General features: G+C 63.3%; 20 protein-coding genes, 1 tRNA gene and 2 pseudogenes. 11 read left to right on the top strand and 12 right to left on the bottom strand.

What is annotated here, in order from left to right; translation table 11 throughout:
* Positions 1 to 183 precede the first annotated feature (183 nt).
* From ACW5W4_RS05910 to ACW5W4_RS05895, 4 genes are all read right to left on the bottom strand, one after another.
* Complete coding sequence (locus ACW5W4_RS05910) at positions 184 to 915, bottom strand: type II toxin-antitoxin system death-on-curing family toxin (RefSeq protein ID WP_456688730.1); 732 nt, start codon at positions 913 to 915, stop codon at positions 184 to 186.
* An 87-nt stretch (positions 916 to 1,002) separates the two neighbouring features.
* The gene (locus ACW5W4_RS05905; RefSeq protein ID WP_456688729.1) at positions 1,003 to 1,752 is read right to left on the bottom strand and encodes a type II toxin-antitoxin system death-on-curing family toxin; all 750 of its coding nucleotides are present in this window, start codon (positions 1,750 to 1,752) and stop codon (positions 1,003 to 1,005) included.
* Positions 1,753 to 2,291: 539 nt separating this feature from the next.
* The gene (locus ACW5W4_RS05900; RefSeq protein ID WP_456688728.1) at positions 2,292 to 4,313 is read right to left on the bottom strand and encodes a BCCT family transporter; all 2,022 of its coding nucleotides are present in this window, start codon (positions 4,311 to 4,313) and stop codon (positions 2,292 to 2,294) included.
* A 220-nt stretch (positions 4,314 to 4,533) separates the two neighbouring features.
* Positions 4,534 to 5,424 carry a LysR substrate-binding domain-containing protein gene (locus ACW5W4_RS05895; RefSeq protein ID WP_456688727.1) on the bottom strand — a complete coding sequence of 297 codons (891 nt, stop codon included), beginning with the start codon at positions 5,422 to 5,424 and terminating at the stop codon, positions 4,534 to 4,536.
* A 103-nt stretch (positions 5,425 to 5,527) separates the two neighbouring features.
* Between ACW5W4_RS05895 and ACW5W4_RS05890 the strand changes: the two genes are divergently transcribed.
* Complete coding sequence (locus ACW5W4_RS05890; protein ID WP_456688726.1) at positions 5,528 to 6,508, top strand: TDT family transporter; 981 nt, start codon at positions 5,528 to 5,530, stop codon at positions 6,506 to 6,508.
* Positions 6,509 to 6,711: 203 nt separating this feature from the next.
* On the opposite strand, the gene ACW5W4_RS05885 is transcribed toward ACW5W4_RS05890, so the two are convergent.
* A complete protein-coding gene (locus tag ACW5W4_RS05885; RefSeq protein ID WP_456688725.1) occupies positions 6,712 to 8,808 on the bottom strand; it encodes a TonB-dependent siderophore receptor in 2,097 nt (698 codons plus the stop codon).
* Between the two features lie 169 nt (positions 8,809 to 8,977).
* On the opposite strand from ACW5W4_RS05885, the gene ACW5W4_RS05880 reads away from it, so the two are divergent.
* The 5 genes from ACW5W4_RS05880 to ACW5W4_RS05860 all read left to right on the top strand — a co-directional run bounded on the left by ACW5W4_RS05880 (position 8,978) and on the right by ACW5W4_RS05860 (position 13,599).
* Positions 8,978 to 9,895, top strand: coding sequence for a Fe(3+) dicitrate ABC transporter substrate-binding protein (locus tag ACW5W4_RS05880; protein WP_456688724.1), 918 nt, complete (start codon positions 8,978 to 8,980; stop codon positions 9,893 to 9,895).
* The gene (locus ACW5W4_RS05875; RefSeq protein WP_456688723.1) at positions 9,895 to 10,866 is read left to right on the top strand and encodes an iron chelate uptake ABC transporter family permease subunit; all 972 of its coding nucleotides are present in this window, start codon (positions 9,895 to 9,897) and stop codon (positions 10,864 to 10,866) included. The genes ACW5W4_RS05880 and ACW5W4_RS05875 overlap by 1 nt, the downstream gene beginning before the upstream one ends.
* A complete protein-coding gene (locus ACW5W4_RS05870) occupies positions 10,863 to 11,825 on the top strand; it encodes an iron chelate uptake ABC transporter family permease subunit (RefSeq protein WP_427260569.1) in 963 nt (320 codons plus the stop codon). Before ACW5W4_RS05875 ends, ACW5W4_RS05870 begins: the two co-directional genes overlap by 4 nt.
* Complete coding sequence (gene fecE, locus ACW5W4_RS05865) at positions 11,825 to 12,589, top strand: Fe(3+) dicitrate ABC transporter ATP-binding protein FecE (RefSeq protein ID WP_456688722.1); 765 nt, start codon at positions 11,825 to 11,827, stop codon at positions 12,587 to 12,589. Before ACW5W4_RS05870 ends, fecE begins: the two co-directional genes overlap by 1 nt.
* Positions 12,590 to 12,834: 245 nt before the next feature.
* Positions 12,835 to 13,599 (top strand): hypothetical protein, encoded by a 765-nt coding sequence (locus ACW5W4_RS05860; RefSeq protein WP_427260571.1) that lies wholly within the window; start codon positions 12,835 to 12,837, stop codon positions 13,597 to 13,599.
* A 10-nt stretch (positions 13,600 to 13,609) separates the two neighbouring features.
* Here ACW5W4_RS05860 and ACW5W4_RS05855 read toward each other — a convergent pair.
* Positions 13,610 to 13,809 (bottom strand): annotated as a pseudogene (locus ACW5W4_RS05855) (IS4 family transposase); the annotation flags it as partial.
* A gap of 195 nt (positions 13,810 to 14,004) precedes the next feature.
* On the opposite strand from ACW5W4_RS05855, the pseudogene ACW5W4_RS05850 reads away from it, so the two are divergent.
* A pseudogene (locus ACW5W4_RS05850) lies at positions 14,005 to 14,388 on the top strand (hypothetical protein); the annotation flags it as partial.
* A gap of 309 nt (positions 14,389 to 14,697) precedes the next feature.
* Here the strand turns inward: ACW5W4_RS05850 and ACW5W4_RS05845 are convergent.
* Complete coding sequence (locus ACW5W4_RS05845) at positions 14,698 to 15,699, bottom strand: DUF481 domain-containing protein (protein WP_456688721.1); 1,002 nt, start codon at positions 15,697 to 15,699, stop codon at positions 14,698 to 14,700.
* An 8-nt stretch (positions 15,700 to 15,707) separates the two neighbouring features.
* Positions 15,708 to 16,619, bottom strand: a complete 912-nt coding sequence (locus ACW5W4_RS05840) for a L,D-transpeptidase family protein (protein ID WP_427260615.1) — start codon at positions 16,617 to 16,619, stop codon at positions 15,708 to 15,710.
* Between the two features lie 280 nt (positions 16,620 to 16,899).
* On the opposite strand from ACW5W4_RS05840, the gene ACW5W4_RS05835 reads away from it, so the two are divergent.
* A tRNA-Ser gene (locus ACW5W4_RS05835) sits at positions 16,900 to 16,989 on the top strand.
* A gap of 139 nt (positions 16,990 to 17,128) precedes the next feature.
* On the opposite strand, the gene ACW5W4_RS05830 is transcribed toward ACW5W4_RS05835, so the two are convergent.
* Positions 17,129 to 17,641, bottom strand: a complete 513-nt coding sequence (locus ACW5W4_RS05830) for a DUF2937 family protein (protein ID WP_456688720.1) — start codon at positions 17,639 to 17,641, stop codon at positions 17,129 to 17,131.
* 158 nt (positions 17,642 to 17,799) lie between these two features.
* Between ACW5W4_RS05830 and ACW5W4_RS05825 the strand changes: the two genes are divergently transcribed.
* Positions 17,800 to 18,516 (top strand): hypothetical protein, encoded by a 717-nt coding sequence (locus ACW5W4_RS05825; protein ID WP_456688719.1) that lies wholly within the window; start codon positions 17,800 to 17,802, stop codon positions 18,514 to 18,516.
* Positions 18,517 to 18,977: 461 nt separating this feature from the next.
* Positions 18,978 to 19,670: a B3/B4 domain-containing protein gene (locus ACW5W4_RS05820; protein WP_456688718.1), complete on the top strand. Its 693-nt coding sequence runs from the start codon at positions 18,978 to 18,980 to the stop codon at positions 19,668 to 19,670.
* Positions 19,671 to 19,810: 140 nt separating this feature from the next.
* Here the strand turns inward: ACW5W4_RS05820 and ACW5W4_RS05815 are convergent, their stop codons facing one another.
* The gene (locus tag ACW5W4_RS05815) at positions 19,811 to 20,581 is read right to left on the bottom strand and encodes an SDR family NAD(P)-dependent oxidoreductase (RefSeq protein WP_456688717.1); all 771 of its coding nucleotides are present in this window, start codon (positions 20,579 to 20,581) and stop codon (positions 19,811 to 19,813) included.
* Positions 20,582 to 20,702: 121 nt separating this feature from the next.
* On the opposite strand from ACW5W4_RS05815, the gene ACW5W4_RS05810 reads away from it, so the two are divergent.
* A complete protein-coding gene (locus tag ACW5W4_RS05810; RefSeq protein WP_427260577.1) occupies positions 20,703 to 21,617 on the top strand; it encodes a LysR substrate-binding domain-containing protein in 915 nt (304 codons plus the stop codon).
* Between the two features lie 81 nt (positions 21,618 to 21,698).
* Here ACW5W4_RS05810 and ACW5W4_RS05805 read toward each other — a convergent pair whose 3' ends face one another.
* Positions 21,699 to 23,102: an efflux transporter outer membrane subunit gene (locus tag ACW5W4_RS05805; protein ID WP_456688716.1), complete on the bottom strand. Its 1,404-nt coding sequence runs from the start codon at positions 23,100 to 23,102 to the stop codon at positions 21,699 to 21,701.
* A 23-nt stretch (positions 23,103 to 23,125) separates the two neighbouring features.
* A complete protein-coding gene (locus ACW5W4_RS05800; protein ID WP_456688789.1) occupies positions 23,126 to 25,060 on the bottom strand; it encodes a MacB family efflux pump subunit in 1,935 nt (644 codons plus the stop codon).
* Positions 25,061 to 25,063: the final 3 nt, after the last annotated feature.

Genomic DNA, 25,063 nt, shown 5'->3' with positions numbered 1-25,063 from the left:
AGATTTCTCCCAGATCTTTGCCGACAGTCTGGTTAGGGCCTGCTGAAAAGGTGGGTGTCCTAGATTTCCTCTGAAATTGATACCGAAGGAAGTGCGCACTTAAAGTAGCGTAAACAAGACACCGGTTTGAGGCCGGTGTCAGGTGATAACTAGATCTGTACATCCCAAATTTGGTGTTAGATTTCATATTTTTGCTAGCTCACGCATAACCTTATCTCGCATTTTCATGAAGCGACCTAATGTTTTGTCAAACCCCCGATCTCCATAAAACATATAACTGTCTACGCCATAATCCGAGGTTAATTTTAATTTTTTTCTGAGTTTGGAAATATATTGTTTGTCATAATCCTCTTTTCCTTTCCCTCCTTTCTGTAATATAGATGTAACCACTACGCCATTTTTAATTATGTCATGGGTTCTACCAGTGCACTCGGTGATATCATACTCGAATCCAATAAGTATTTCTCTGAGGTCCGAGAATTTAAGTTGGTGCTCCCCGCTCTTTCTTCTTCTAGAATTGTTTTCTAACCATGATGATATAATTGAGAGTTCATTTTGGCGATCTTCTGATAACTCATGTGCGGCAGATTTTCTTGTGAATTCAAATAGTTCATCATCTGTTGCTGAATTTAACAAGTAGCCATTTTCGCTTAGGTACACAAGGGTTGAAAGTAGAGCGGTTCGTTTGTTTCCATTGTGGAAGCAGTGATTGTTTATCAAAGAGTGAAATAGTGCAGCTCCTTTATCAAAAACAGTGTTATAGGCATCGCTACCCCCAACACTCATGAATGGTCTGTTCACTGCAGAGTCTAGTAGGGTAAGGTTTTTTATTCCTGAGGGAGATATAGGGTCATCGCTTGAATTGAAATATCTTGTTAAATAATCATGTATGAAAATAACCTGGGCGGTATTCATAGTCTGTTCTCTCACATAAATAGCAGGTAAAGTGATGCTATATTATATTTGGTGGGTATTTATTTATGCGGCCTATTTTATAGGGGGTTATAAATCCGCCAATCGCTTCATTAGGTTACGGTATTGGTTGACGAAGCCGTCCACGGTGTGTTCAAGATCATAGAATCCTGCTGAATCAATGCCATGAACTTCGTCTAGACGTAAGCTCTTGCGAATTTTTTTAACTTGTGCGACGCCAAGTTCAAAATTTGCTTTAGGGTATCCTGTCTTCACAACCCATTGTTTTCTGTGTATTTTTATGTAATTTGAATCAGGCTTGTCAAATGTGCAACCAAACGCTTCTAATTGCTCTTTTAAGTCCTTAAAGTGCATCGCTTTATCGCCTAGTGTTTTAGGGCGAATTCGATCGCGAATCCATGATGAAAGAGCATCTGTTTCAGCATCAACAGTCCGCGTTTGGTTTTTTGATAATTCAATTTCATGAGCAGCAACATCACGTACCAATTCATATAATTCATCCTCATCAGTATTGACGAGGAATGTTTTGTTTTTGTCAAGAAATACAAGTGTGGAAACGAGAGCTGTTCTTTTATTACCATTTTCAAAAGCATGACTCATAGCTATTCCATAAAGAAGGTTAGCTGCTACGTCGTGAATGGTATTGTATTTGTAGACTCCCCCGCCAGAGGTAAATTGGCGATAGATAGCAGATGATAATTTGTCTCCATTCATAGGCTCTGGGTGACCAAAAGCATCTTGAGTTGCAATCTTCAACGTGGCCATTCTTCTACGTATCATGAGTACTTCATCTTCACTTAAACGCTGTATATCTGACATAACCTGCCTTATTTTCAAAATATTTTCAATTGGTTGTGCTTTTCGTATAATTAGGCGTGTGTTCTTTTATCTTGGTGGGAAGTATAGTTCTCTACTGATATTGAAATGCCAAAAAACAATAAGTGGTTATTTTTATTGGATGTTTTAGATAGATTAGATCATTAGTGTAAACGAGCTGATTATTGCAAAACCCATGCTACCGCCCCTGGATTACAGCTTCCAATGCGCTCCATCGACCAGCGGGCGGGGCCCGGATGGTGCTGTAGGCGCCGAATGACCAGCATACTCTCAAGCCTCATATGCAAACCAGTCAAAATTTGACGCAGCTGCTGGGAAAGGTTGGATTTTTTGCGCCAGCGCACCTATTGCCCCTTTGGGTAGGGAGAGGGGCTGCCCTCTGGAGCGCCGTCAACTAGCCAGATGGCTGCCAATAACAATCCCCCGTGATGGGGGATTGTTATTGCTCGGGTTGGGCGCCTGCTCGGAGTACCTGTCGGGCCAAAGACGCTGCCCGTTTGCCCGCCCGCGTCAGCGGGCCATCAGGCCCCGGTTTCGGGCGGGGTATGTTCGGGGGCGCCACTCAGCAGATCCTGCCCCTGATCCTGGCTCAGCATCAGATAGCGTTCGTACTGGCGCAAGACGTCTGCGCTCAGCTCGTCCCGGGTCAGGTACTGGACGTCGTAACCGGCGCGGCCGTCGGCGAAGAAGGTGATGGGCTCGAAGATACGGGCCTCGGGGTCGTGGTTGTGGGCCGCCTCCAACGGGTTGAAGGCGGGAGCGGGGCGGGCCTCGATGCGAACCCCGTAGCAGAAGTCGCGCCGTCCCTCCTGGGGCACCAGCAGGTGGCACTGCTGCGCATCCTGCTCGACCCGGCTGGCGAGCCCGCGGGCCTCGAACTCCCGGCACAGGGCGGTGAGGGCGGGCAGGGCGATGTCGCGCAGGAAGTTGCTGGCCTCCCCTTCGGTGGAGGGGCGCAGCAGGTGATCCATGCGGGTGCGCCACTGCTTGCCGTTCCAGAAATCGGTGGCCGGGGAGAGGCGCCTGGCCGAGTGCTCCTTGTCGGCGATGAGGCCGCGCACCAGGCCGAGGCAGAGCAGCACCATGATGAGGGCGAACGGCAGGGCGGCGATGAGGGTCATGGATTGCAGCGCTGCCAGCCCCCCGGTTGCCATCAGGGTACCCGCGGTGACACCGAGCAGCAGGGCCCAGAACAGGCGCTGCCAGATGGGGGAGTGCGCCTTGCCCTGGGTGGCGATGTTGTCGATGACGAAGGCCCCCGAGTCGGCGGAGGTGACGAAGAAGACGCTGATGAGGATGACCGCCAGCGCCGAGGTGATGTCGGCCCCCGGCAAGAGGTCAAAGAAGTTGAACAGCAGGGTATCGACGCTGCCGACCGAGTCGATCAGAACCTGGCCTCCCGCCTGCTGGCTGGCCCAGATGGCGGCGTTGCCAAACACCGTCATCCACAGCAGGTTGAAGGCGGTGGGCACGAACAAGACGCCCAGGATGAACTCGCGCAGGGTGCGCCCGCGGGAGATGCGGGCGATGAAGAGGCCGACGAAGGGGGACCAGGAGATCCACCAGGCCCAGTAGAGCAGGGTCCAGTTGCCAAACCAGCCCGCCTGGCGGGTCTCGCTGTAGGTGAAGGTGCGGAAGGTGAGCTGGCTTAAAGAGGAGACATAGTTGCCAATGTTCTCGGACAGGGCCCCCAGCAGGTACTGGGTGGGGCCGGCCACCAGCACGAACAGCAGCAGCACTATGGCGAGGAAGAGGTTGAGCTCGGAGAGGCGCTTGACCCCCTTGTCGAGGCCGGTGACCGCAGAGATGCCGGCCAGGGTGATGACGGCGCCGATGAGGCCGAAGCGAAACAGCTCCCCCGAGGTGTCCATCCCGGTGAGCCGGGTGATCCCCGCCGACAGTTGCAAGACACCGTAACCGAGCGTGGTGGCGATGCCGAAGATGGTGCCCACCAAGGCGAACACGTCCACCGCGTGGCCGAGGGGCCCGTGGATCTTCTCCTTGAAGATGGGATAGAGGCCCGAGCGTATGGTCAGCGGCAGGTTGTAGCGAAAGCCGAAGTAGGCCAGCACCAGGCCGACGATGGCGTAGATGGCCCAGGCGTGAAAGCCCCAGTGGAAGAAGGTGGTGACCATGGCCTCGCGGGCGGCCGCCGGGGTCAGGGGCGCCGCCTGGGGCGGGGAGACGAAGTGGGTCATGGGCTCGCCCACCCCGAAGTACATCAGCCCTATGCCCATGCCGGCGGCAAACAACATGGCGAGCCAGGAGGTGAAGCTGAATTCCGGCCTGGCATCGTCCGGCCCGAGCCGTATGCTGCCGTAGCTGCTGAAGGCCAGCACCAGCAGCAGGATCAGGAACATGCCGACCACCAGCACATAGAACCAGCTGAAGTGCTGGGCTATCCAGCTCTGGCCGTCGCCGAAGAAGCGGGCGGCCGCCTCCGGTGCCAGGGAGCAGACGGCCAGCAGCGCCAGTATGAACAGCAGGCCGGGGATGAAGATGGGCAGTGACAGGGTGCATCTGGGGGGGCGGGGGGCGGTCATGGGACACCTTTGGGTAGTGGGACTCAAGACACTATAGGGCCATTTTTTACTCAAGAGACAGTGAAAGAGAGCCATTCCGGGCAGTTTTTGGTCAGCCTCCCCGCGCCGCCTCGCGAGTTCACAGGCTTATCGGGGAGGCAGTGGGCCGTCCCTCTTCATATCTCAACAGCAGCAGGACTGAGGGTGCCACCCCTCTGCGCCGCCGCTGGGGTTGCCCGACTCAGGGGGCGGGCAGGGACTGGGCGCGGCAGAAGGCGAGGAAGCGGCGCAGGGCCGCGGAGTGGAACTTCTGCTTGTGCCAGGCGAGGGAGAGCTGGCGGGGGAAGGTCTGGCTCGGGGTGAGCGCCACCAGGCGGCCACCGTGCAGGCGATCGGAGACCGCGAGGCGGGAGATGAAGGAGATGCCGAGCCCCTTCTCCACCGCCAGCATCACCGCCTCCAGGGTGTTGAGCTCGAGTCCCGCCTGCCAGCGGGGCAGGTGGGGCTGGAGCTGCTGCTCGAACTGCTCGCGGCTGCCGGATTGCGCCTCGCGCAGTACCCAGGTTTCGCCTGCGAGCCGGGCGAGGGGCAGCTCCCGCTGCCCGGCCAGGGGATGGTGGGGCGGGGCTACTATCAGCATCTCGTCTTCGAGCCAGGGTTCGCTCACCAGGTCCGGGTGATGGTTCTCCCCCTCGATGAGGGCCAGATCCAGCTCGAAGTGGGCCAGGGCGTGGCACAAGAGGTGGGTGTTGGCGATGGTGACCCTGGGGGCGGCCCCCAGGGCCTGGGCACTCCCCGCCAGCAGGGTGGGCAGCAGGTAGTTGCCTATGGTCTGGCTGGCCCCCAGCCGCAGCTGGCCGCTCGGCTCGGCGTCGGGGCGAAACAGCTGCTCTATCTCCTGCATCCGGGTCAGCAGCTCCTCGGCGGCCGGTTGCAGCAGGCGCCCCTCGCCGTTGAGCTGAAGCCTGGGATGCACCCGATCGAACAGCGGGGTGGCGAGCTGGCGCTCCAGCTCCTGCAGCGACTGGGAGACGGCCCCCTTGCTGAGACAGAGCTCGCTGGCCGCGCCCCCCAGGTTGCCGTGGCGGGCGATGGTGGCAAACACCTTGAGCTGTTGCAGGGTCAGCTTCATGTTGTTTGATTTTCCTAAACGCTTAGTTCAATTCATTTAGATATCGTAAACGATAGACCCTCTTTATCCTATGGCCATCGTCATCAACAAGAGGGTACCCGTCATGATCGCACGCACCCGTCGCTCCCTTGCCGCCGCCCCGACCCCCATGGCCGGTCTGGCGCTCGGGATCGCCAGCCTCGGCTGGTGTTGGGAGAATGCCGGTCAGTTCGATGGCCGCCTGCAACTGCTGGGGGCCGCCATCGCCGCCGTGCTGCTGCTCGTCCTCACCTTCAAATTCCTGCTGCACCCGCGCCTGCTGTGGCAGGATCTCGCCCATCCCGTGGTGGGCAGCGTGGTGCCCACCTATGCCATGGGGACCATGGTGGTCTCCAAGGCGGTGGGGCTGCTGGTCCCGACCCTGGGCCAGGGGCTCTGGCTGTTCGCGGTGGCCATTCATCTGGCCTTCCTCGCCACCTTCGTCTGGCACAGGGCCAAGGCGTTCGAGATCCATCACATGGTGCCGAGCTGGTTCGTGCCGCCGGTGGGGATCATAGTGGCCGACGTCGCCTACCCGGGCGGCCCCTTCGCCGCCCTGGCCAACGGCCTGCTCTGGTTCGGCATGGCCTGCTACGGCCTGATGCTGCCGCTGATGCTCTATCGTCTCATCTTCAGCCACGAGGTGCCGGATGCCGCCAAGCCCACCATCGCCATCCTGGCGGCCCCCGCCAGCCTGTCGCTGGCCGGTTACCTCACCGTGAGCCAGGATCCCTCCCTGCTGCTGGTGGCGGTGCTGCTGGGGATAGCCGTGCTGATGACCGGCATCATCTACCTGGCCTTCATCAAGCTGCTGCGCCTGCCGTTCTCGCCGGGCTACGCCGCCTTCACCTTCCCCCTGGTGATCGGCGCCACCGCCCTGTTCAAGGTGAGCCAGCTGCTGTCGCAGTGGCCAGAGGCGGCCCATTATGCCGAGCAGCTCCATCAGCTGGCCTATCTGGAGCTGGGGGTGGCGACCCTGGTGGTGGGGTACGTGGCCCTGCGCTACCTGATGTTCTTCCTGCCCCTGGGTCAGTTCGACATCCTGGGTCAAGCCGTGCGCCGCTAAGGTCGCAGCCGGTCTCGACCAAGAACAGACCCCGCCTGGCGGGGTCGGTTGCATCCGGGGTCTGCCTGGTTTCGTCTCCTGCACCCGCAACCTCGCCATCTCCCCATGGCCGTCTCTATGACCAGCCACTCGATCTCAAGGGCCTGTAAAGCAACATCCCCCGGAGTCGGGGGATGTGTCAGCATGGCATGCCAAATCCTGGTCTAAAACTCCCGGCTAACGCTCAGGTAAGCGCGGCGTCCTTCCCCGGGGAAATGACCGGTGCGCTCGATAAAGCCGCTCACCGCATACTCCTTGTCAAACAGGTTCTTGAGGTTGAGTTGCAGCTCCCAGTCCTGCCAGCGGGTCTGCCAGGAGGCGTCGAAGACAGTGTAGGGCTTGACGGTCTGGCCGCTCTGGTTGAGCTGATCGCTGACATAATCCATCCCCAGGGCCACGGCCGAGTCGAGGCGGGGCAGATCGTAGCGGGTCCAGGCACCGAGCTGGTGGGCGGGGGCATTGGCGAAGCGATCCCCTACCTGACTGCTCAGGCCGTCGTAGGACTGCTTGATCCGGGTGTCGTTGTAGGCGTAGGAGAGGTTCGCCACCCAGTTGTCCGTGAGATCCCCCAGCAGATCCACTTCGAGCCCCTGGCTGCGCACCTTGCCGAAGGCCACCTTGCGATCCGTATCGTTCGGATCGGTCTGCAACAGGTTCCGCTTGACTATTCGGTAGCTGGCCAGGTTGAGGTTGATGGCGTCATCGAACCAGTAGGTGCGCAACCCGGCTTCCCACAACTCGCTCTCTTCCGGGCTGAAGGGGCCGCCGACGCTGCCGGTCTGGCTGGCGGCATCCTGGGGCACGAAGCCGGTGGACCAGAGCAGATAGGGCTTGATCTGCTCGCTCAGCTGATAGGTGGTGCCGAGGCGGTAGGAGGCGCCGCTGCCCCGGTAGCTTTCCACCTCCTGGTTGAGGTTGTTGCTGGTCCTGTCCCGGAAGCCATCGAGGCGGCTGCCCGCCAGCAGGTTCCAATCCGGGGTGATGGCCCACTGATCCTGAACAAAGACGCCGTAGCGCTCGGAGAGGGTATCCGAGTCGGTGACCAGGCTCTGCTTGTAGTCGCTGGCACTGCTGGTGCCATAGGCGGGATCGCTCAGGCTGATCCCGGTGACGCCGTCCGCCTTGCGCGCCCGGTAATAGAGGTAGTCCGCCTTGAGGCGAAAATAGTCGGCCCCCGCCAGCAGGGTGTGATCCCCGAGTCGGGCCGTCAGGTTGCCGGCCAGGGTACCCGCCTTGTTGTTGCGCACCTGGTCGCGAAACTCCCGTGCGCTCCAGTCCGCCACGCCATCGCCATTGGTATCAGAGAGGCCGGAGGGTTCGTGATAGGCCTGGGCCTCGCGGTTCTCGTAGTAACGCAGGGCCAGATCGCCGCTCAGCCAGTCGTTGAAGTCATGGTTCAGGCGGGCCAGATAGACCCTGGCATCGAGGCGTTGATAGTCCGAGGCCTCGTTGGCGTTCCAGTCGATGTCCGCCAGGAAGTTGCCATCCTGATCCGTCGGCACCCCCCGCAGACGTGCCCCGCCGAGCACCTGCTGGATGTCGGTAAATTGCAGCAGCAGCCGGCTGCTGTCACCTATCTCCCAACCATAGCCAAGGTCCAGGATGCGGTTGCGGGTATCCGTGTTGTCGCGGCTCGGGTTCTCGTGATCCTGATAGAGCCCGGCCCGGTAGCTGTGGCTGCCATCGTCTGACAGGGCGCCATAGAGGTCGATGGCCGCACCGGCAAAGTCCTGATTGCCCGCCGTGACCTTGACCCGGTTCTTGTGGTGGGCGTCGGGTTTCTTGGTCACATAGTTGATGAGACCGCCGGGTTCACCGCTGCCAAACAGGGCGCCTGCGGGCCCCTTGAGTACCTGTACCTCCTCGATGCTGGCGAGTTGGGGCACCGCAAAGCCGTTGAAGGGATCCCCCCGCAGACCGTCATAGCGGATCTCGTCCTGGCGAAACCCCCGGAAGGTGACCCCGGAGTAGGAGTACTGGCTGACCCCGCTGATGGAGCGGTAGAGATCGGTCACCTGGCGAGCCGCCTGATCCTCGATGAGGGCGGCGGGCAGCAGCTGGATGGACTGGGGAGTCTCGTCGAGCGGGGTCTCGGTACCCGTGGCCAGGCTGCTTCCTCCGACCCGGTAGAGGGATTGGGCGCGGCCCGTGACCGTGATGGTCTCATCGGGGATGGGATCGGCGGCCATGGCGGGCAGCGCCAGGCTGCTGCCGGCGGCCAACAGCAGGCAGAGGGCCTGTTGACGTGGGGGCTGGATCATCTGTGTGTCTGACTCTGATGTGAATTGTTATTGGACGACAGATCCTAAATGAAAACCATTATCGGCTCAATCGATTCAGCTTGTGTTGAATAACAGCAATTCTCGTTTTCATTGGGCGGCGCTTTTTGCTACCGTGCGGGTCCAAAATGGTCACGAGACGGAGAGAGGTATGGGGTGGTACAGGCGGGCAGGTGCCCTGCTGATGTTGATGGCCGGGCTCTGGTCGGGGCAAGGCGCCTGGGCCGCGACACACTGGCCCGTCACTGTGGTGGGGCAAGATGGTCCCCTGACCCTGAGCCGGGCTCCGGCGCGCATCGTCGCCCTCGAGTTCTCCTTTGTCGATGCCCTGGTCCAGGTCGGCATCAGCCCGGTGGGCATCGCCGATGACATGGATGCCGACCGCTTGCTGCCCGCCCTGCGCGAGCGGCTGGCGCCCTGGCAGTCGGTGGGCACCCGGGCTCAGCCCAGCCTGGAGGTGATCGCCGCCCTCAAGCCGGACCTCATCATCGCCGACTGGGAGCGTCACGGTGCCATCGCCGCCACCCTGCGTCAGATTGCCCCGACCCTGATGCTCTCCTCCCGGCGCGAAACCTATGAACAGAGCCTGGTGGCGGCCCAGACCATCGCCACCCTGGTGGGTCAGGGGGAGGCGATGACGACGCGCATCGCCCAGCACGGTGAGCGGATGGCCCGCCAGGGTGCCCGCCTGAAGCAGCTGGCCGGCCGGGTGCAGTTTGCGGTGGCACGGGAGAACGGCCTCTATCTCCATGCGCCCGATTCGTTTGCCGCCGGGGTGATCCGCGCCCTCGGCCTGACGGTGCCCGAGGTGGCGGCGCGAGACAAGGAGGCCTCTCGCCAGATAGGCCTTGAGCAACTGCTCGCCCTCAATCCCGACTATCTGATCCTCGGCACCTATGCCTCCCCCAACGTGGTGGATGGTTGGCAGCGGGAACCCCTCTGGTCGCTGCTGACGGCGGCCCGCGAGGGTCATCTGCTCAAGGTGGATGGCAATCGCTGGGCCCGCAGCCGGGGTCTGCTGGCGGCCGAGTCCATGGCCGAGGATCTGGTGCACGGACTGCTTCCCTGATGCGGCTGCTCGGTATGCTGTGTCTGCTGTTGCTCATCTGCTGGACCAGCCTGTTTGCCTTCTCCTCGTTCCCCATTACCCCCGAGGCGGCCCTGGCGGGCGTCTGGGGCCCGGATCGGGATCAGATAAGCCAGGTGCTGGTGCATGATCTGCGCCTGCCACGCCTCTTGCTGGCACTGCTGGTGGGGGCGGCCCTGGCGGTGGCCGGGGCCCTGATGCAGGGGATCACCCAGAACCCGCTGGCTTCCCCCGGCCTGTTTGGCGTCACGGCCGGCGCCGGGTTTGCCATGGCGCTGGTCTCGACGCTGCCGGCCTGGCTTGGCCTTGTCCCGGGCGGGTTGGCTGCCGTGCTTGGCGGCGGCCTTGGTTGGCTGCTGGTGATGCTGGTGGGAGGCGGCTGGCAGCCGGGGCGGGACAAGGGGCAACTGGTGCTGGCCGGGGTGGCGGTGACGGCGCTGTGCGGCGCCGGTACCAAGACCCTGGTGATGCTGGCCGAGGATCAGGCGGTGGCCGTGCTCGGCTGGCTGGCGGGCAGTCTGGCCCAGGCGGACTGGGACAAGGTGGCCCTGCTGTGGCCTCTGACCTTGCCCCTGCTGCTGCTCGCCCTGCTGCTGGCCCCCGCCCTCAACCTGCTGGGGGTGGGGGAGGAGAGGGCCATCAGCCTGGGGCTGCGGCTGGGCTGGCTGCGGCTTTGGGGCAGTCTGCTGGTGCTGATGCTGGTGGGGATCACCGTCTTCGCCTGCGGCGCCCTCGGCTTCGTCGGCCTGCTGGTGCCGCACATGGCCCGTGCCCTGGTGGGGATGGACATGCGCCGGGTGCTGCCCCTCTGCCTGCTGCTGGGGGGCGCCCTGGTGGCGACCGCCGATCTGCTGGGCCGGGCCCTGGTCTTCCCCAGCGAGACCCCGGTCGGGGTCGTGCTGGCCCTCCTGGGCGCGCCCTATTTCCTCTATCTGGTGCGGGGACGCCGATGAACCGTCTGCTGATGTTTCCCCTGCTGTTGTCACTGCTGGTCGCCGGGGCGCTGGTCAGCCTCGCCCTGGGGGCCGTCCCCCTGAGTCCGGCCGAGGTATGGCAGGGGCTGTGGGGCGGGGCCGATCACTTCACCATTCAGGAGTACCGTCTGCCCCGCCTGCTGCTGGCGCTGCTGGTAGGCAGCATGTCGGCGGTGGCCGGGGTCATGGTACAGGGGGTGATCCGCAACCCCCTGGCCTCTCCCGATGTGCTGGGGATCAGCCATGGTGCCGGGTTGGCGGCCGTCGTGCTGTTGACCCTGCTGCCCGGCCTCTCGCTCTGGCTGCTGCCCTGGATCGCCCTGGCCGGAGGCTTGCTGGCGGCCCTGCTGCTCTGGCTGGTGTGTGCCCATCGCACCGCGCCGGTGAAGTTGGCGCTGTGCGGGGTGGCACTGTCGGCCCTCTATGCCAGCATCACGGATTTTCTGCTGCTCACCCGTCCGGTGGAGATCAATGCCGCCCTGCTCTGGCTGACCGGCAGCCTGTGGGGACGGGGCTGGCCCCAGTTGTTCGGGCTCCTGCCCTGGTTGAGCCTGCTGCCGCTGGTGCTCTGGCTCTGTCAGCGGCTCAACCTGGCCGGGCTTGGGGAAGAGCAGGCCACGACCCTGGGGGAGCGAGTGGGCCGGGTGCGGCTGCTGGCCTTGCTGGTGGCGGTATGCTGGAGTGCGGCCACCGTGGCCATCTGCGGCCCCATCGCCTTTATCGGTCTGGTCTCCCCCCATCTGGCACGGGCCCTGGTGGGGGGCTGCCATCAGCGTCTGCTGCCCATGGCCATGCTGGTGGGGGCGTTGCTGTTGCTGCTGGCGGACTTGGCTGGGCGCATCCTGGCGCCGCCGCTGGAGCTGCCCGCGGGCATCATGACGGCCCTGCTGGGGGCCCCCTATTTTCTCTACCTGCTTTTCAAGATGAGGGCTGCATAGTGCTGGCTGTGGAACAACTGGTGGTGGGTTATGGCGGCGAGCCCGTGGTGCGTGGCATCGATCTGGTGCTGCCGCCGGGACGGATCACCGCCCTGATCGGTCCCAATGGTTGTGGCAAGAGCACCCTGCTCAAGGCGCTGGCCCGCATCCTTCATCCCAGTGCCGGTCGGGTGTTGTGGCGGGATAGCCCCATCGCCAGCGTGCCCGCTCGCCAGCTGGCGCGGGAGCTGGCCCTGTTGCCCCAGGTGCAGCAGGTGCCTGAGGGGGTGAGCGTGAGGGAGCTGGTCGGCTATGGCCGCGCGCCCTACACGGGGTTCTGGGGGCGGCTGGGGGCCGATGACAGGGCCCAGGTTGCGGCGGCCCTGGCCGCCACCGGCATCGAAGCCCTGGCCGAGCGGCCGGTGAGCGAGCTTTCCGGCGGTCAGCGCCAGCGAGCCTGGCTCGCCATGGCCCTGGCTCAGGACACGGATCACCTGCTGCTCGATGAGCCCACCACCTATCTGGATCTCAACCATCAGGTGGAGCTGATGGGGCTGCTTGGCGATCTCCGGGCCAGGGGCAAGACCCTGGTGGCCGTGTTGCACGACCTGGATCAGGCGTGCCGCTATGCCGACTGGCTGGTGGTGATGGCGGCAGGACGAGTGGTGGCGCAGGGCTCGCCGGGGGAGGTGATGACCCCGGCCCTGCTGGCCCGGGTATTTGGCCTGGATGCAGAAATACACCCGGACCCGATTGCCGGCACCCCCAAGGTGATCGTGCGCTGACCGGCCGAAGCGGTCAACGGATGACGTTATCACTCCCCTGGCCCCAGTGATGAGCGCCCGCGGTTGTTTTTGTTGTATGAAGATGACTTGTTAAGAGGTATTTTCAGCCATGGAGATAGAAAGGGCTGGGGACTCATCGCTTCTTCAGGCTCGGCTGAGTGCCATGCCATCTGAACCGGCAATCGCCGCGGATCAGGCTGCGCCAGCCGTTTCCTGTCAAGACTCGTTGCTCATCAGGAAAATCCATGCTGCCGGTATCCAGGATCTGCCTCTCGTCACTGCTGTGGTTGCTCTTCGCCTCCCAGGCCTGGGGGGAACCCACGAAGACGATTACCCTGGTGAGCTCGATAGATACCAAGGAGTCCATGTACGGACGCTGGCTCGAGCTTATCTACCAGGATGCCTTTGCCCGCCTGGGTTACGACTTCAGCTATGTCGGTTATCCGGGCGGCCGGGCCCCCCAGATGGCCGAGAGGGGGGAGGTCGATGGCGAGATCCACCGCTCCGCCGAGTATCAACGGCAGACCCGCACCCTGCTGCAAGTCCCCGAATCTCACTTCACGCTCTCCTATGAGGCGTACGCCGTGACCCCGGGTATCCATCTGAGGGGATGGGATAGCCTGAGGGGAACCGATTATCGGGTGGAATATCGCCGTGGGGCCAAGCTGGCACAGGCCGCGCTGAGCAAGGTGGTCGCGCCAGAGAAGCTGTCGGATATTGGCACGGTAGAGCAGGGAATGGGCAAGCTGCTGATCGGCCGCAGCGATATCTATATCGAGCAAACCATCGTCGCCCAGCAGGCCCTGGCGGAGCAGGGAGGCAGGCCGGGGGCGAGCGCCAGCGTCTATGTGGCAGGCATCATGGACACGGCCGAGTCATTTGTTTATCTCCATCGCAGACACAGAGCGCTGCTGGCCCCCCTGGCCGATGTGATTCGACACATGAAGCAGGAGGGGACCATAGCGCGCTATCAACAACAAGCGTTGCAAACCGCGCCCTCCAGGCCGTAATGCCAGTCAGTCAAGGCGGACTGGCATTGTTTTTATTGGATTGTTTCACACCGTGCTGCTGTGGCCTTGGTCTCACGCCGCGGGGGTCACCTCGCTCCCTGCGTGCCGGCAGCACAAATTGCCCCGCCTGCTGCTCCGCCACCCCTTCGGAATATTCCCCGGTGATACATACGGCATGGAACCCAGTTCATGGATGAGGCACTCCGACGCCTGGGTCACCCCACCAGGTTGTTCACAGCCAGCTGCCGGGTGATGGCTTGCTTAAAAAGGTGGGTGTCCCACATTTCGTATCCAAAATTTCGTCACGGGGCGGGACGACTATAGTAGGGCAGGTAGCGAGGGTGCCTCGTTTGGCCCGATCTATGCGGAAAAACAACAATGGAACCAAGGGTAGGGAGTTGTCATATGAAGCGTATTGTCATCCTGATGAGCGTCTGTTTGATGGGGGTGGGCATGGCCCACGGCGCCACCATGACGGCGCAACAGCAGTGCGAGGCCCAGGCGGCCGACAAGAAGCTGGCGGGAGCGGCCAGGAGCAGCTTTGTCCAAAAATGCGTGAAGGATGGGGCGGCGGGTGGCACCGCCAAGGCGAGCCAGTGCGAGCAGGCTGCCAGCGCCAAGAAGCTGGCGGGAGCGGCCAAAACCAGCTTTATCCAAAAATGCGTGAAGGATGGGGTGGCGGGGGGCACTGGCAAGGCGAGTCAGTGCGAGCAGGCGGCCGCCGCCAAGAAGCTGGCGGGAGCGGCCAAAAACAGCTTTGTCCAAAAATGCGTGAAGGATGGGACGGCGGGGGGCTCTGCCAAGGCGAGCCAGTGCGAGCAGGCGGCCAGCGCCAAGCAGCTGGCGGGGGCGGCTAAAAGCAGCTTTATCCAGAAGTGCGTCAAGGGCGGCTGAGCACAACGTCTGGGGCCGCGCGCCGCATCGACCATGGGGGCCTTGGCCCCCTTGCTGATGACTGGCCCCCGGATGAGGGGCTGTGTCCCTAGCCTCGGGCCTGCTTGTTGATGGCTGATGGATGGCCCCGGATGGGACCGTCTCCCTAGCCGCTGGCCTGCTTGTGGATGGTTGATGGCTGGCCCCGAGCGAGGGGCCGCCTTCCTAGAAGCTGGCCCCCAGGCTGATGTACTGGCGCCACTCCTTGTCATCGACCGTGACGCGCCCTTGCGGGCCATTGAACCAGGCGTCGTCCCAGTCGAGCTCGCTGGACCAGGAGAGGCGCACGTTGTCATTGAAGTAGTAGCGCATGCCTATGCTGCCGTTGATGCTCTGGTTGAGGGTAAACAGCGGCGTGTCCTGATCCAGGTACTTGAGATAGGTCCCCTTGCTAAACAGCTCGATGCGCTCGTGCCAGATGGGCTGGCGATAGTCCCAGCCGAGGTTGGCGAAGGGGTAGGAGGCATGCAGCTTGCCAAACAGTTCCATGATGGCGTCGTTGTCATCGTTCCAATAGGCGTGGCGCACCCCGCCAAGGGCGATGAGTTCGAGGCGGCGCTTCTTGTCGTTCCAGAAGCGGTAGCCCGGCCCGGTACCCAGGTCGAGGGAGAGGTAGTTGGTGTCGACCAGGTCATACTCGTAATCCAGCGAGCTGCGCCAGAACCAGCTCTGATCGAAGAAAATATCGACGATGGGCTTGAGCTGGTAGTCGTGGTTGTCCGTCTTGCCATCCTTGGTCTCGTAGTTGTACTCCCCCTCCAGGGTGTAACGCCAATCCATGTTGGCGACCTCCAGGTTCCCCTTGAGGTTGACGTCGTTGCTTCTGCTGGTGTTGCTCTTGAGCTTGATGTTGACGTCACCGTTGCCCGCCATGTGCCAGACGCGCTCGGCATTCCCGAGGGGATTGAAGTCGATCCCTCCCTTGGCGGTGGGCCTGGGCTGGTAGGGCTTGTCGAGCCGCCAGCGCATGATGGCGCTGCGCGCTATGGTGAGGGGCTGGCCATAGGGCAGCTTGATGCGCACCATCTTGTCGGTCATCTCCTCGACCTTGCCGCTCAGGCGATCGCCGTTGTGCATCCAGAGGATGTCGGCGGCAGCGAGCGGGCCGGCCCCCAGCAGGAGGCAGAGGAGAAGCAGGGGCCGCAGCCGGATCAGGGAGTGCATCATGGCCAGGCTCAGCCACCCACCAGCAGCGGCATGCCGCTCTTGCGCTCCAGCGCCAGGCTGGCCTGACCCGCATCCACCTCGGGGGCGTCGATAAAGCCCTTGACCGCCGGGCTCAGCACAAGGGGGGCGCCTTGCTCCAGCTCTTGCTCGGTGCGAGACAGGGGGGAGTGCACCTCCAGCCAGCGGCTGCCGTCGGGCTCGATGGCACTCTTGACCGGCTGGTTGATGACGCGAACCTGAGTGCCGACCGGCACCATGGCAAACAGGGACTCGATGTCATCGGGGCGCAGCCGGATGCAGCCGGCACTGACCCTCAGCCCCACGCCGAACTCCTTGTTGGTGCCGTGGATGAGGTAGTCCTTGTTGCCATAGCCCAGACGCATGGCGAACTTGCCAAGGGGGTTGTCCGGGCCCGGGGGCACCACGGCGGGCAGGTCTATGCCCTTTTGCTCCAGCCAGGACTTGCGCACCATGGGGCCTGGGGTCCAGGTGGGGTTCGGGTTCTTGGCGATGACGGTGGTGGTCATCTCGGGGGTTTCGCGGCCGATGTCACCTATGCCGATGGGCAGCACCACCACCTCCGCCTTGCCCTTGGGGAAGTAATAGAGCCGCAGCTCCGGCAGGTTGATGACGATCCCCTCCCGCGGCACGTCCGGCAGCAGCATCTGGGTCGGCAGGGTCAGCCGGGTGCCCGGCTTGGGCAGATAGGGATCGACCCCGGGATTGGCCTCCAGCAGAGCGAGGAAGCCTGTCTGGGTGTGCGCCCCGATCAATTCCAGGTGATCCCCCTGTTGCACTATGTAGTCTTCGGGGGCGCCGATGAGGCGGCTGTTGGCCTCGGGCAGGGGGTAACGGGTGGCGAGGGCAGAGCCTGCCCAGCAGGCGGTCAGGAGCGGCAGCAGAATACGCAAGTTGAGCATCATGAGTCCAAGTCGTCGAAATGGGTCCCTCTGGGAGGGGAAAATGAGGGCGAAATTGTCAACCAATCGGGCCGTGAAAGCCAGCCCGGCAGTCGAACCGGGGAGGGCGGCGTCCCTGCCGGGGCAAGGTGGGAGCCAGTCAGGTCAAGCCTCTCCCCTGGTGGGGAGGAGGGCGCGGCCCAGGGCGTTGCCCCAGGCGGCGCATTTCTATCCAGTTGGTTGATCTTCAAAGAGATTGAGATTGATCTTCGCGCCGGGAGTGAGTCAGAATAGCCGCCACGGAGAGATGCCGGAGTGGCCGAACGGGATTGACTCGAAATCAATTGTGGCAGCAATGCCACCCAGGGTTCGAATCCCTGTCTCTCCGCCACATACCAAGCCCGACCTATTGATTAGGTCGGGCTTTTTATTTGCGCGCCATGCTATGTGACGCTGGCTGGCATGGGATCCGGCGACATGCGTTGAACGGCATCTGCAGGGATGCCCTGGGACCGGGCGGTGCCATGGCGTCAGCGCAGTTCCCCACGCCGGCGCGGCGCCGGTCGAAATGGCCAGGCCAGCAAGGCCCAGAACAGATCCCCGAGCAGGGCGCCGAGCACGCCGCCCAGCAGACCGCAGACGATGGCCTCCTGCTTGAGGGGAACCACATAGCCGTAGTGGGCCAGGGTGTCACTGACCAGTTCTCGGCTGGCTCCGCCGAGCAGGTGCAGCGTCTGGCGATACCAGGGGGCGGCGGCCAGGGCCTGCTCCTGCCTGAGCATGCGCCGCTGTTCGATCAGCTGGCGAATGCTGCCGGCGTCGTCGCGCACCACAGGGTCCTGGCTCTCCTGATAATGGTGGAGCAGGGCACCGAGATCGCCGGCGAAGTGACGCTCGGCGTTGGCCTGGAAGGGAGAGAGGCTGAGCTCGGCCTGCTGCAGGCGGGCATCGATCCGCTGGAAATAGAGTTCGAGCAGGCCGGGCAGCTGTACGCCGGCCAGCAGGCCGAGGGCGAACAGCACCATTCTCAGATAGCTGCGCATGACGGGATCCATGTCAGAAGAGGGCGGGGCATACTAGCTCGAAAAGGGCGCCCGCGCCAAGGCAGCGTGTAACATCTGGAAACAGTTGGTGGGTTGTTTTTCCAGGGGCGCGCACTAACATTTGCCCCCTTCGTACCCAGATGAGAGAAGAATCGAGCATGAACAGACAGGCTGGACTGTATGTGGCCCCGCTGTTGGGCGCCCTGGTCGCATTGAGTTGGTGGCTGCTCCCTGGACACGGCCTCTGGGCGCGTTGGGACATGGGGATCTTCCGGGGCTTCAACGTCCTGCTCGCCGAGCCTGGCCCGTGGCGGCTGTTCATGGCCATCACCAACCACCGTCTGTTTGATCTGGTTTCCCTCTCCTGCATGGTGGGGATGTTGCTGACGCTGTTTCTGCGCAGTGACGGCCAGGGGCGCGCCCGCTGGGTGGCCATGGGTCTGCTGATGGTGGTGACGGCCCTGCTGCTCAATCGCATTGGCCACCTCATCCCGCTCGAGCGTCCGAGTCCGACCCTGAGCATGCCGGGGGCGCTGCGTCTGACCACCCTGATCGATTTTCCGACCAAGGACGCTTCTAGTGACAGCTTTCCTGGCGATCATGGCCTGATGCTGATGATCTTCGCCACCTTTATGTTGCGCTTCGCACCACGCTGGATGGGGTGGGCTGCCTGCGCCATGGTCGTGCTGTTTACCCTGCCGCGCATCATGGTGGGGGCGCACTGGTTCACCGATATCTACATGGGGTCGCTCTCCATCAGCCTCATCATGCTGCCCTGGTTGCTACTCACACCGCTCTGCGAGCGGGTACTGGCCTGGTTGACCCCACAGGTGGATCGCCTGTTTGGGCGCTGGTGGTGCCAGGCAGCCAGATAGGCAAGGCGGGGTCACCCACACAACCGATCCGTTAAGCGCCCAGTACAGGGCTGGAGAGTCCGGAACACCGCATGGGTTCCGGATTTTTTTCATCTCTATCCCGCAGGGCTCATACCAGGACATCGATGCACCGGCTCGGCTGACTCGGGCGCCAAACCGGCTGGTGGGGTTGTCTGCGGTCAGCTGGTCTGCGCCTTGGGAACGGGGTGGGCTTTAGTAAAATTAATGGCATATCTACTTTAATCATTTGAGCTAATGCGCTTGCCGGACAAGAATGCGAGCACACCGGCACTGTCCCAGCCTCGCCATATTACTGATTACCATGGGAAATCACCGCCCTGAACCCAGGTGCCCCGACCGGCCGCTCAGGCCGCGATGGCGGGGGATCCGGTGCCAGCTTCCCCGCGACGGTTGGTTGAGGGGGATAGTCCGAGCAACCCAACCCCATCACAGGAGAGCGTATGTCCCCCGTTTTACCGCGTATTGACCCGAGGATCGCCGAGATAGCCCCAGGCTTTCGTGCCATCAGCATCACGGTGGCGGCGGGCCCGCTCCTTCATCCCGACGTGGCCAGGGCGCGGCTAGCCCGGGCCTGCGAGTCTCTCCTCGCCAGTCGCCCCGAGTGGGGGGAGACGCACTTCACGGCCTGGGCTGAGGTGTTTCGGCGCTTTGGTGCCAAGGCGCAGCGCACCCCCAACTCAGCGCAGGCGCTCTACCAGCGCGTCCAACGTGGCGGCAGCCTGCCGACCATAGACCCGGTCGTGGATCTCTATAACGCCACCAGCCTGATGTATGGGGTGCCGATCGGTGGGGAAAACTATGGCGCCTATGTGGGGATGCCGCACCTGACCATCGCCGATGGCAGTGAGCGGTTCGATACGGTCAAGGAGGGCATCATCATCCAGGAATCCCCCGCGCCGGGGGAGGTCATCTGGCGCGATGAGCAGGGGGTGACCTGCCGCCGCTGGAACTGGCGTCAGGGGGTGAGGACGCGCCTCGATGCAACGGCGCAGCAGATGTGGTTCATCCTGGAGAGCCTGCCGCCCATGCCCCTTGAGGCCTTGCAGGCGGCGGCGAATGATCTGGTGGAGGGGCTGTTGCAGATGATGCCCGATGCCAGGATAGCGCAACATCTGATCGACACCCGGGCATAGCCGGTGGCGGTCACCCGTCGGATCAGGGTCTGAGCACGCCACGTCTTCGCCAAGGTAATGAGTCCCGAGCCCAGGCCGATGGGGCCTGGGCTGGGACCCATGCAGACTGATGCGCTATCTCTGGGCAGTCGCGCCGCCCATTAACGCAACCCGGCGATGGTGAAGCCACCGTCGACCAGCAGGCTCTGCCCTGTGACAAACCGGGCTTCGTCGCTGCACAACCAGGCGACCACGTCGCCCACCTCGTCCGCTTTCCCGATGCGCCCTGCCGGTGTCAGGTGCACGAAGGGTTTGAGGGTCTCCTCATTGGCGCCCATTCGTTGCGCCATCGGGGTGTCAATGATGCCGGGATTGACGTTATTGATGCGGATGTTGTGCGGGCCAGCCTCCAGCGCAAGGGCGCGGATCATGGCATCCAGCCCGCCCTTGCTGGCGGAATACGCCGCCGAGCCCACACTCGCGCCGCGAGTCAGCCAGGAGGAGGTATTGACGATCGCGCCACCGTGGCCGGCGCTCATTGCCGCCAACTCATGTTTCACCGACAGCCAGACACCCTTCAGGTTGATGGCGATCACGCGGTCAAATTCTGCCTCGCTCATCTCGCTGATGGGGGCAAACCCTTCCACCCCCGCATTGTTGAAGGCCGCATCCAGCCGCCCAAACTGGGCCAGTGTCGTGGCTATCAATGCCTGTACCTGATCGCCGTTCGAGACGTCCGTGGGCACCGCAAGCGCCTCGCCCCCCTGTTCGCGGATCAGACGAACCGTGTCCAGCAGCGCGGACTCTCGTCGTCCGGCGACCACCACGCTGGCGCCGTCCCGGGCAAACGCCAGCGCCGCCGCCCGACCAATGCCGCTCCCCCCACCCGTGACCAGCGCGACGCGACCTTGCAGACGTAATGATTGAGACATGTTTGTACCTCGTCAAATGAGCATGTTGAACCGAGGCCAGACTATAAGTCGATTTATTGCTGTGAATAAGCTGGGTTATATCCCATGATTTGCTGGCTTATATTCATCAATAGGGGGTGGCATGCGCACGAGTGAGTTTGGCGAACTGACGGCATTTGTGGCCGTCGCAGAGGAGAAGAGTTTTCGCAAGGCGGCTGCCCGCTTGAATCTCACGGCATCCACACTCAGCCACGCCTTGCGGGCGCTGGAGGAGCGGCTCGGCGTGAGACTGCTGAACCGCACCACGCGCACAGTGTCACCGACCCAGGCGGGTCTGGCCCTGCTGGCGGAGATAGCCCCGGCGTTCAACACCATTGCCAATGCCGTCGAGAGCGTGAATGCGTTCAGGGAGAGTCCGCGGGGGAGGGTACGGATCAACATGCCCAGGATCGCCGCCGACCTGGTATTCCTGCCGCAGCTGCCGGCATTTTTTGGTCGGTACCCGGATGTCCGGCTGGAGCTGACCACCCATGATGGCTTCGTGGATATCGTCGGGGAAGGCTTCGACGCGGGCGTGCGGATCCGGGACGACATCCAGCAGGATATGAGCGCGGTGCGTCTGACCGCGGATTTCCATGTCGCTGTGTACGGTTCCCCGGCGTACTTCGAGCAGCGCGCCATCCCTCAGACCCCTGCCGACTTGCAACACCATGACTGCATCGGTCTTCGGGAGATCAGCGGGGGATCCCTATATCGCTGGGAGTTCGAGAAAGAGGGCAGACGCCTGGCGGTGCCGGTAAGCGGCCCTCTGACGGTCGACAGCATCGGCATGATGACCCGCATCGCACTGGACGGCATAGGGTTAGTCTACACGGCGCAAAGCCCCGAGCATGATGAGCTGGTTGCCACGGGCAGATTGATCCGGGTCCTGGCCGACTGGTCGATCAGCTACCCCGGTTTCTTTCTCTACTATCCCGGCCACAGGCAGTTGCCTGCGGCGCTGCGGGCCGTGATCGACGTCTTCCGTCTGCAGGGCGAGCATGGGCACGCTCGGTGAGTCATCGCCCTGCCTGGGCATAGGCAGTGCGGCATGTGGCATAGACGGGAGGATGCCATCGACGGGGCTCCCACCTTGGCCCTAGGGGCGGCTGGCGGGCTCAGGAGATGAGGGCGCCTCCCCTGCCGGGTCATCGCGCCCCCCCAGGGCCAGATAGAGGCTCGCCATGGTGTTGAGCTGGCTCTGCTGCTGGGCGAGCAGGGCCAGCTCGGCATCCCAGCGGCGGTTCTGCTCGTCCAGCCACTCCTGTACCGGGCTGTTGCCCGCCTCGTAGCGCACCCGGGCCAGGCGATCCGCCTCGATGGCATAGCCTTGCTGCAGGGCGAGGCTGGTGAGCTGGGCCTCACCATAGCGGCGGGCGGCCAGGGCGTTCTCCACCTCGAACAGGGCATCGAACAGCCGCTGGCGAAACTCGGCCTGGGCTATCTGGTAGTCGTTCTCGCTGCTGGCAACGGCGATCCGGTTGTTGTTGTACTCGAGGAAGGGGAGCGTGAGGGCGGCGCCCAGGCTGCCCACCGGATTTTCCAGCACCTGGGCCAGCCTGTCCGAGGCGGTGCTGGCGCTGCCGGTCAGGGTCAGGGCCGGGTAGAAGCTGGTGCGCACCTCATCCCCCCTGGCGAGGGTCTTGCGCAGGCGCAGCTCGGCGGCCTTCAGGTCCGGGCGCCGGGCCAGCAGGTCGGCCGGGATGCCGACGGCGATGGCCGGGATCGGGGTCAGGGGCAGCCCCTTTGGTTCGAACGGCACGGGTCCGCGGTTGCGACCGAGCAGCTGCAGCAGGGCATTGCCCGCCGCGACCCTCTGGCTTCGCAGGCTGGCCTGGGCCGCCTGCTTGCCGGCGAGCTGTGCGCTGGCCTGCACGAGATCCAGGCGCGGCACGGCGCCCGCCTCATGGCGCACCTGGGTCAGGCGCAGGATCTGGTTGAGGTTGGCGAGCTGGCGCTCCCCCAGGGTGATGGCGCTATTGAGATAGCCGAGTTGCCAGTATTGCTGCAGGGCCTGGCGGATCAGGCTCTGGCGGGTGGCGGCGAGATCCTCGGCGCTGGCGGCTGCCTCCCAGCTTGCCTGATCCCGCACCGCCGCCAGCTTGCCCCACAAGTCCAGCTCATAGCTGACGGTCAGGGTGGGGCCCATGCTGTGGCTGCTGACGCCGCTCTTGAGGTTCTTGTTGCCGTTGGCATCCAGGCTGGCATTGACCCCTGGGGTCAGGTTGGTGTCGGCCTGATCGGTGGCGAGACGGGCTCCCTTGAGCCTGAGTCCCGCCACGTGGAGATCCGTGTTGGCGGCGAGCACCGCCTCGACCAGGGCGTCGAGGGCCGGGTCGTGAAAGCCTCGCCACCAGGGGCCGGACGACGGGGCCGCGGCCAGGGCATCTTGCTGTTGCCACTGGGCGGGCAGGGCGTAATCCCCCCTGTGATAGGGGCTTGGCTGGGCGCAGGCCCCGAGGAGCAAGGCGAGGCCGAACCAGGGTAATCTGAGTCTTTTCATGTTCACCATTGCGGATCTCATCATCACTCCCTGGCCAGGGCGACCACGGGGTCGAGGCGGGCGGCGTTGCGGGCGGGCAGGTAACCAAACAGGATGCCGATCAGGGTGGAACAGGCAAACGCCATCAGGATGGAGAAGAGGGAGAACTGCATCTGCATCGCATCGACCAGGGAGGAGAACAGCAGGCCGATGAGGAGGGCGAGCCCGACCCCGAGCACGCCCCCCAGCAGGCTGACCATCACGGCTTCAATCAGAAACTGCTGCAAGATGTCGGACTGGCGGGCGCCGACCGCGATGCGGATCCCAATCTCCCGGGTGCGCTCCACCACAGAGACCAGCATGATGTTCATGACCCCGACGCCGCCGACGATGAGGGAGATGACCGCGATGGCGGAGACCAGCAGGGTCAGGGTGGCGGTGGTCTTCTCCACCGACTGCAATATCTTGTCGCTGCTGAAGGTGAAGAAATCCTTGCCGCCGTGGCGCTGGCGCAGCAGGGCGATGACCTCTCGCTCCGCCAGGGCCGGCTGGACGCCATCGCGCACCCTCAGGGTGATCTGGTTGAAGTGGTTCTGGGAGATGAGGCGGCTCATCACGGCGCGGTAGGGCAGCCAGACGCTCACCGACTGGCTCGGCTGGCGAAAGCCGGTCTCCTCCTTGATGAGGCCGATGATCCGCACCGGCAGGGTGCCGATGAGCAGCACCTTGCCGATGGGATCCTCGTCGCCGAGCAGCCCCTTGATGCTGTCGGCATCGACCACGGCCAGGGAGGCCCGATCCAGGCTGTCCCGCTCGCTGAACAGGCGACCGCCGACCAGGGTCATCCCCTTGACCCGGAAGAAGTCGCTGCTCACCCCGTTCACAGTGCCGCTCTTGGTCTGGTTGCGATAGCGCAGCTGCGCCGAGGTGGAGAGCTGGGGACTGGCCCCCTCCAGATAGGGCTGGCCCTGGAGGGCGCGCAGATCCCCCTCGTTCAGGGTGCGGATGCTGGCGGCCTTCTCGTCGCCCCAGCCCTTGCCGGGGAAGATGTCGATGGTGTTGGTCCCCATGGCATTGATCTGGCCTATCACCTTGGCGCGGGCCCCCTGGCCCAGCGCCACCACGCTCACCACGGCGGCGATGCCGATGATGATGCCGAGCATGGTGAGGAAGGTGCGCATGCGATGGGCCAGCATGGCGTGCAGCGCCATGCGCGCGGCCTCGCGGTAACGATCCAGCCCCTGGCTGCCCTTGGGGATGGCGGCAGGGGTCGGTGGCGGAGGCAGGGAGGCGGGGCTGCCGCTGTCGCTCTGCACCCGGCCATCCTTGAGGGTGATGATGCGATCGGCATGGTCCGCCACCGCCATGTCGTGGGTCACCAGTATGATGGTGTGGCCCAGGCCATGGAGCTCCTTCAAGATGGCCATCACCTCCTTGCCGCTCTGGCTGTCGAGGGCACCGGTCGGCTCGTCGGCCAGGATCACCTCGCCGCCATTGGCCAGGGCCCGGGCGATGCTGACCCTCTGCTGCTGGCCGCCGGAGAGCTGACCCGGGGTGTGGTGGCTGCGATCACTCAGGCCCAGCCGGGTGAGCAGGGCCCGGGAGCGGGCATGGCGATCCGCCTTGGCCATGCCGGCATAGACGGCGGGGATCTCCACGTTGGCGGCGGCATCCAGGTGCGGCAGCAGGTGATAGCGCTGGAAGATGAAGCCGAAGTGGTGGCAGCGCAGCCTGGCCAGGGCCAGGGCGTCCAGGCTTGCCGTCTCCTGGCCGCGAAAGCGGTAGTGACCCTCGCTCGGCCTGTCCAGGCAGCCCAGCAGGTTCATCAGGGTGGACTTGCCCGAGCCCGAAGCGCCGACGATGGCCACCATCTCCCCGGCCTGGATGGTGAGGCTCAGGGGGTGCAGCACAGTCACCTCCTGCTCCCCGCTCAGGTAGCGGCGGCTGACCCCCTCGAGCGCGATGAGGGGGGCGTCGATGGA

It is taken from the genome of Aeromonas crassostreae, from assembly GCF_054052445.1.
This window is presented reverse-complemented; position numbering and strand designations above follow the sequence as displayed.

Excerpts from the sequence above, each read along its gene's own strand:
- ACW5W4_RS05830 (WP_456688720.1), bottom strand. The coding sequence starts at position 17,641 with ATGCGCAGCTATCTGAGAATGGTGCTGTTCGCCCTCGGCCTGCTGGCC.
- ACW5W4_RS05910 (WP_456688730.1), bottom strand. The coding sequence starts at position 915 with ATGAATACCGCCCAGGTTATTTTCATACATGATTATTTAACAAGATAT.
- ACW5W4_RS05825 (WP_456688719.1), top strand. The coding sequence starts at position 17,800 with ATGAACAGACAGGCTGGACTGTATGTGGCCCCGCTGTTGGGCGCCCTG.
- ACW5W4_RS05900 (WP_456688728.1), bottom strand. The coding sequence starts at position 4,313 with ATGACCGCCCCCCGCCCCCCCAGATGCACCCTGTCACTGCCCATCTTC.
- ACW5W4_RS05895 (WP_456688727.1), bottom strand. The coding sequence starts at position 5,424 with ATGAAGCTGACCCTGCAACAGCTCAAGGTGTTTGCCACCATCGCCCGC.
- ACW5W4_RS05890 (WP_456688726.1), top strand. The coding sequence starts at position 5,528 with ATGATCGCACGCACCCGTCGCTCCCTTGCCGCCGCCCCGACCCCCATG.
- ACW5W4_RS05805 (WP_456688716.1), bottom strand. The coding sequence starts at position 23,102 with ATGAAAAGACTCAGATTACCCTGGTTCGGCCTCGCCTTGCTCCTCGGG.
- ACW5W4_RS05840 (WP_427260615.1), bottom strand. The coding sequence starts at position 16,619 with ATGCTCAACTTGCGTATTCTGCTGCCGCTCCTGACCGCCTGCTGGGCA.
- ACW5W4_RS05905 (WP_456688729.1), bottom strand. The coding sequence starts at position 1,752 with ATGTCAGATATACAGCGTTTAAGTGAAGATGAAGTACTCATGATACGT.
- ACW5W4_RS05880 (WP_456688724.1), top strand. The coding sequence starts at position 8,978 with ATGGGGTGGTACAGGCGGGCAGGTGCCCTGCTGATGTTGATGGCCGGG.
- ACW5W4_RS05860 (WP_427260571.1), top strand. The coding sequence starts at position 12,835 with ATGCTGCCGGTATCCAGGATCTGCCTCTCGTCACTGCTGTGGTTGCTC.
- ACW5W4_RS05875 (WP_456688723.1), top strand. The coding sequence starts at position 9,895 with ATGCGGCTGCTCGGTATGCTGTGTCTGCTGTTGCTCATCTGCTGGACC.
- ACW5W4_RS05815 (WP_456688717.1), bottom strand. The coding sequence starts at position 20,581 with ATGTCTCAATCATTACGTCTGCAAGGTCGCGTCGCGCTGGTCACGGGT.
- ACW5W4_RS05820 (WP_456688718.1), top strand. The coding sequence starts at position 18,978 with ATGTCCCCCGTTTTACCGCGTATTGACCCGAGGATCGCCGAGATAGCC.
- ACW5W4_RS05845 (WP_456688721.1), bottom strand. The coding sequence starts at position 15,699 with ATGATGCACTCCCTGATCCGGCTGCGGCCCCTGCTTCTCCTCTGCCTC.
- ACW5W4_RS05810 (WP_427260577.1), top strand. The coding sequence starts at position 20,703 with ATGCGCACGAGTGAGTTTGGCGAACTGACGGCATTTGTGGCCGTCGCA.
- ACW5W4_RS05885 (WP_456688725.1), bottom strand. The coding sequence starts at position 8,808 with ATGATCCAGCCCCCACGTCAACAGGCCCTCTGCCTGCTGTTGGCCGCC.
- ACW5W4_RS05870 (WP_427260569.1), top strand. The coding sequence starts at position 10,863 with ATGAACCGTCTGCTGATGTTTCCCCTGCTGTTGTCACTGCTGGTCGCC.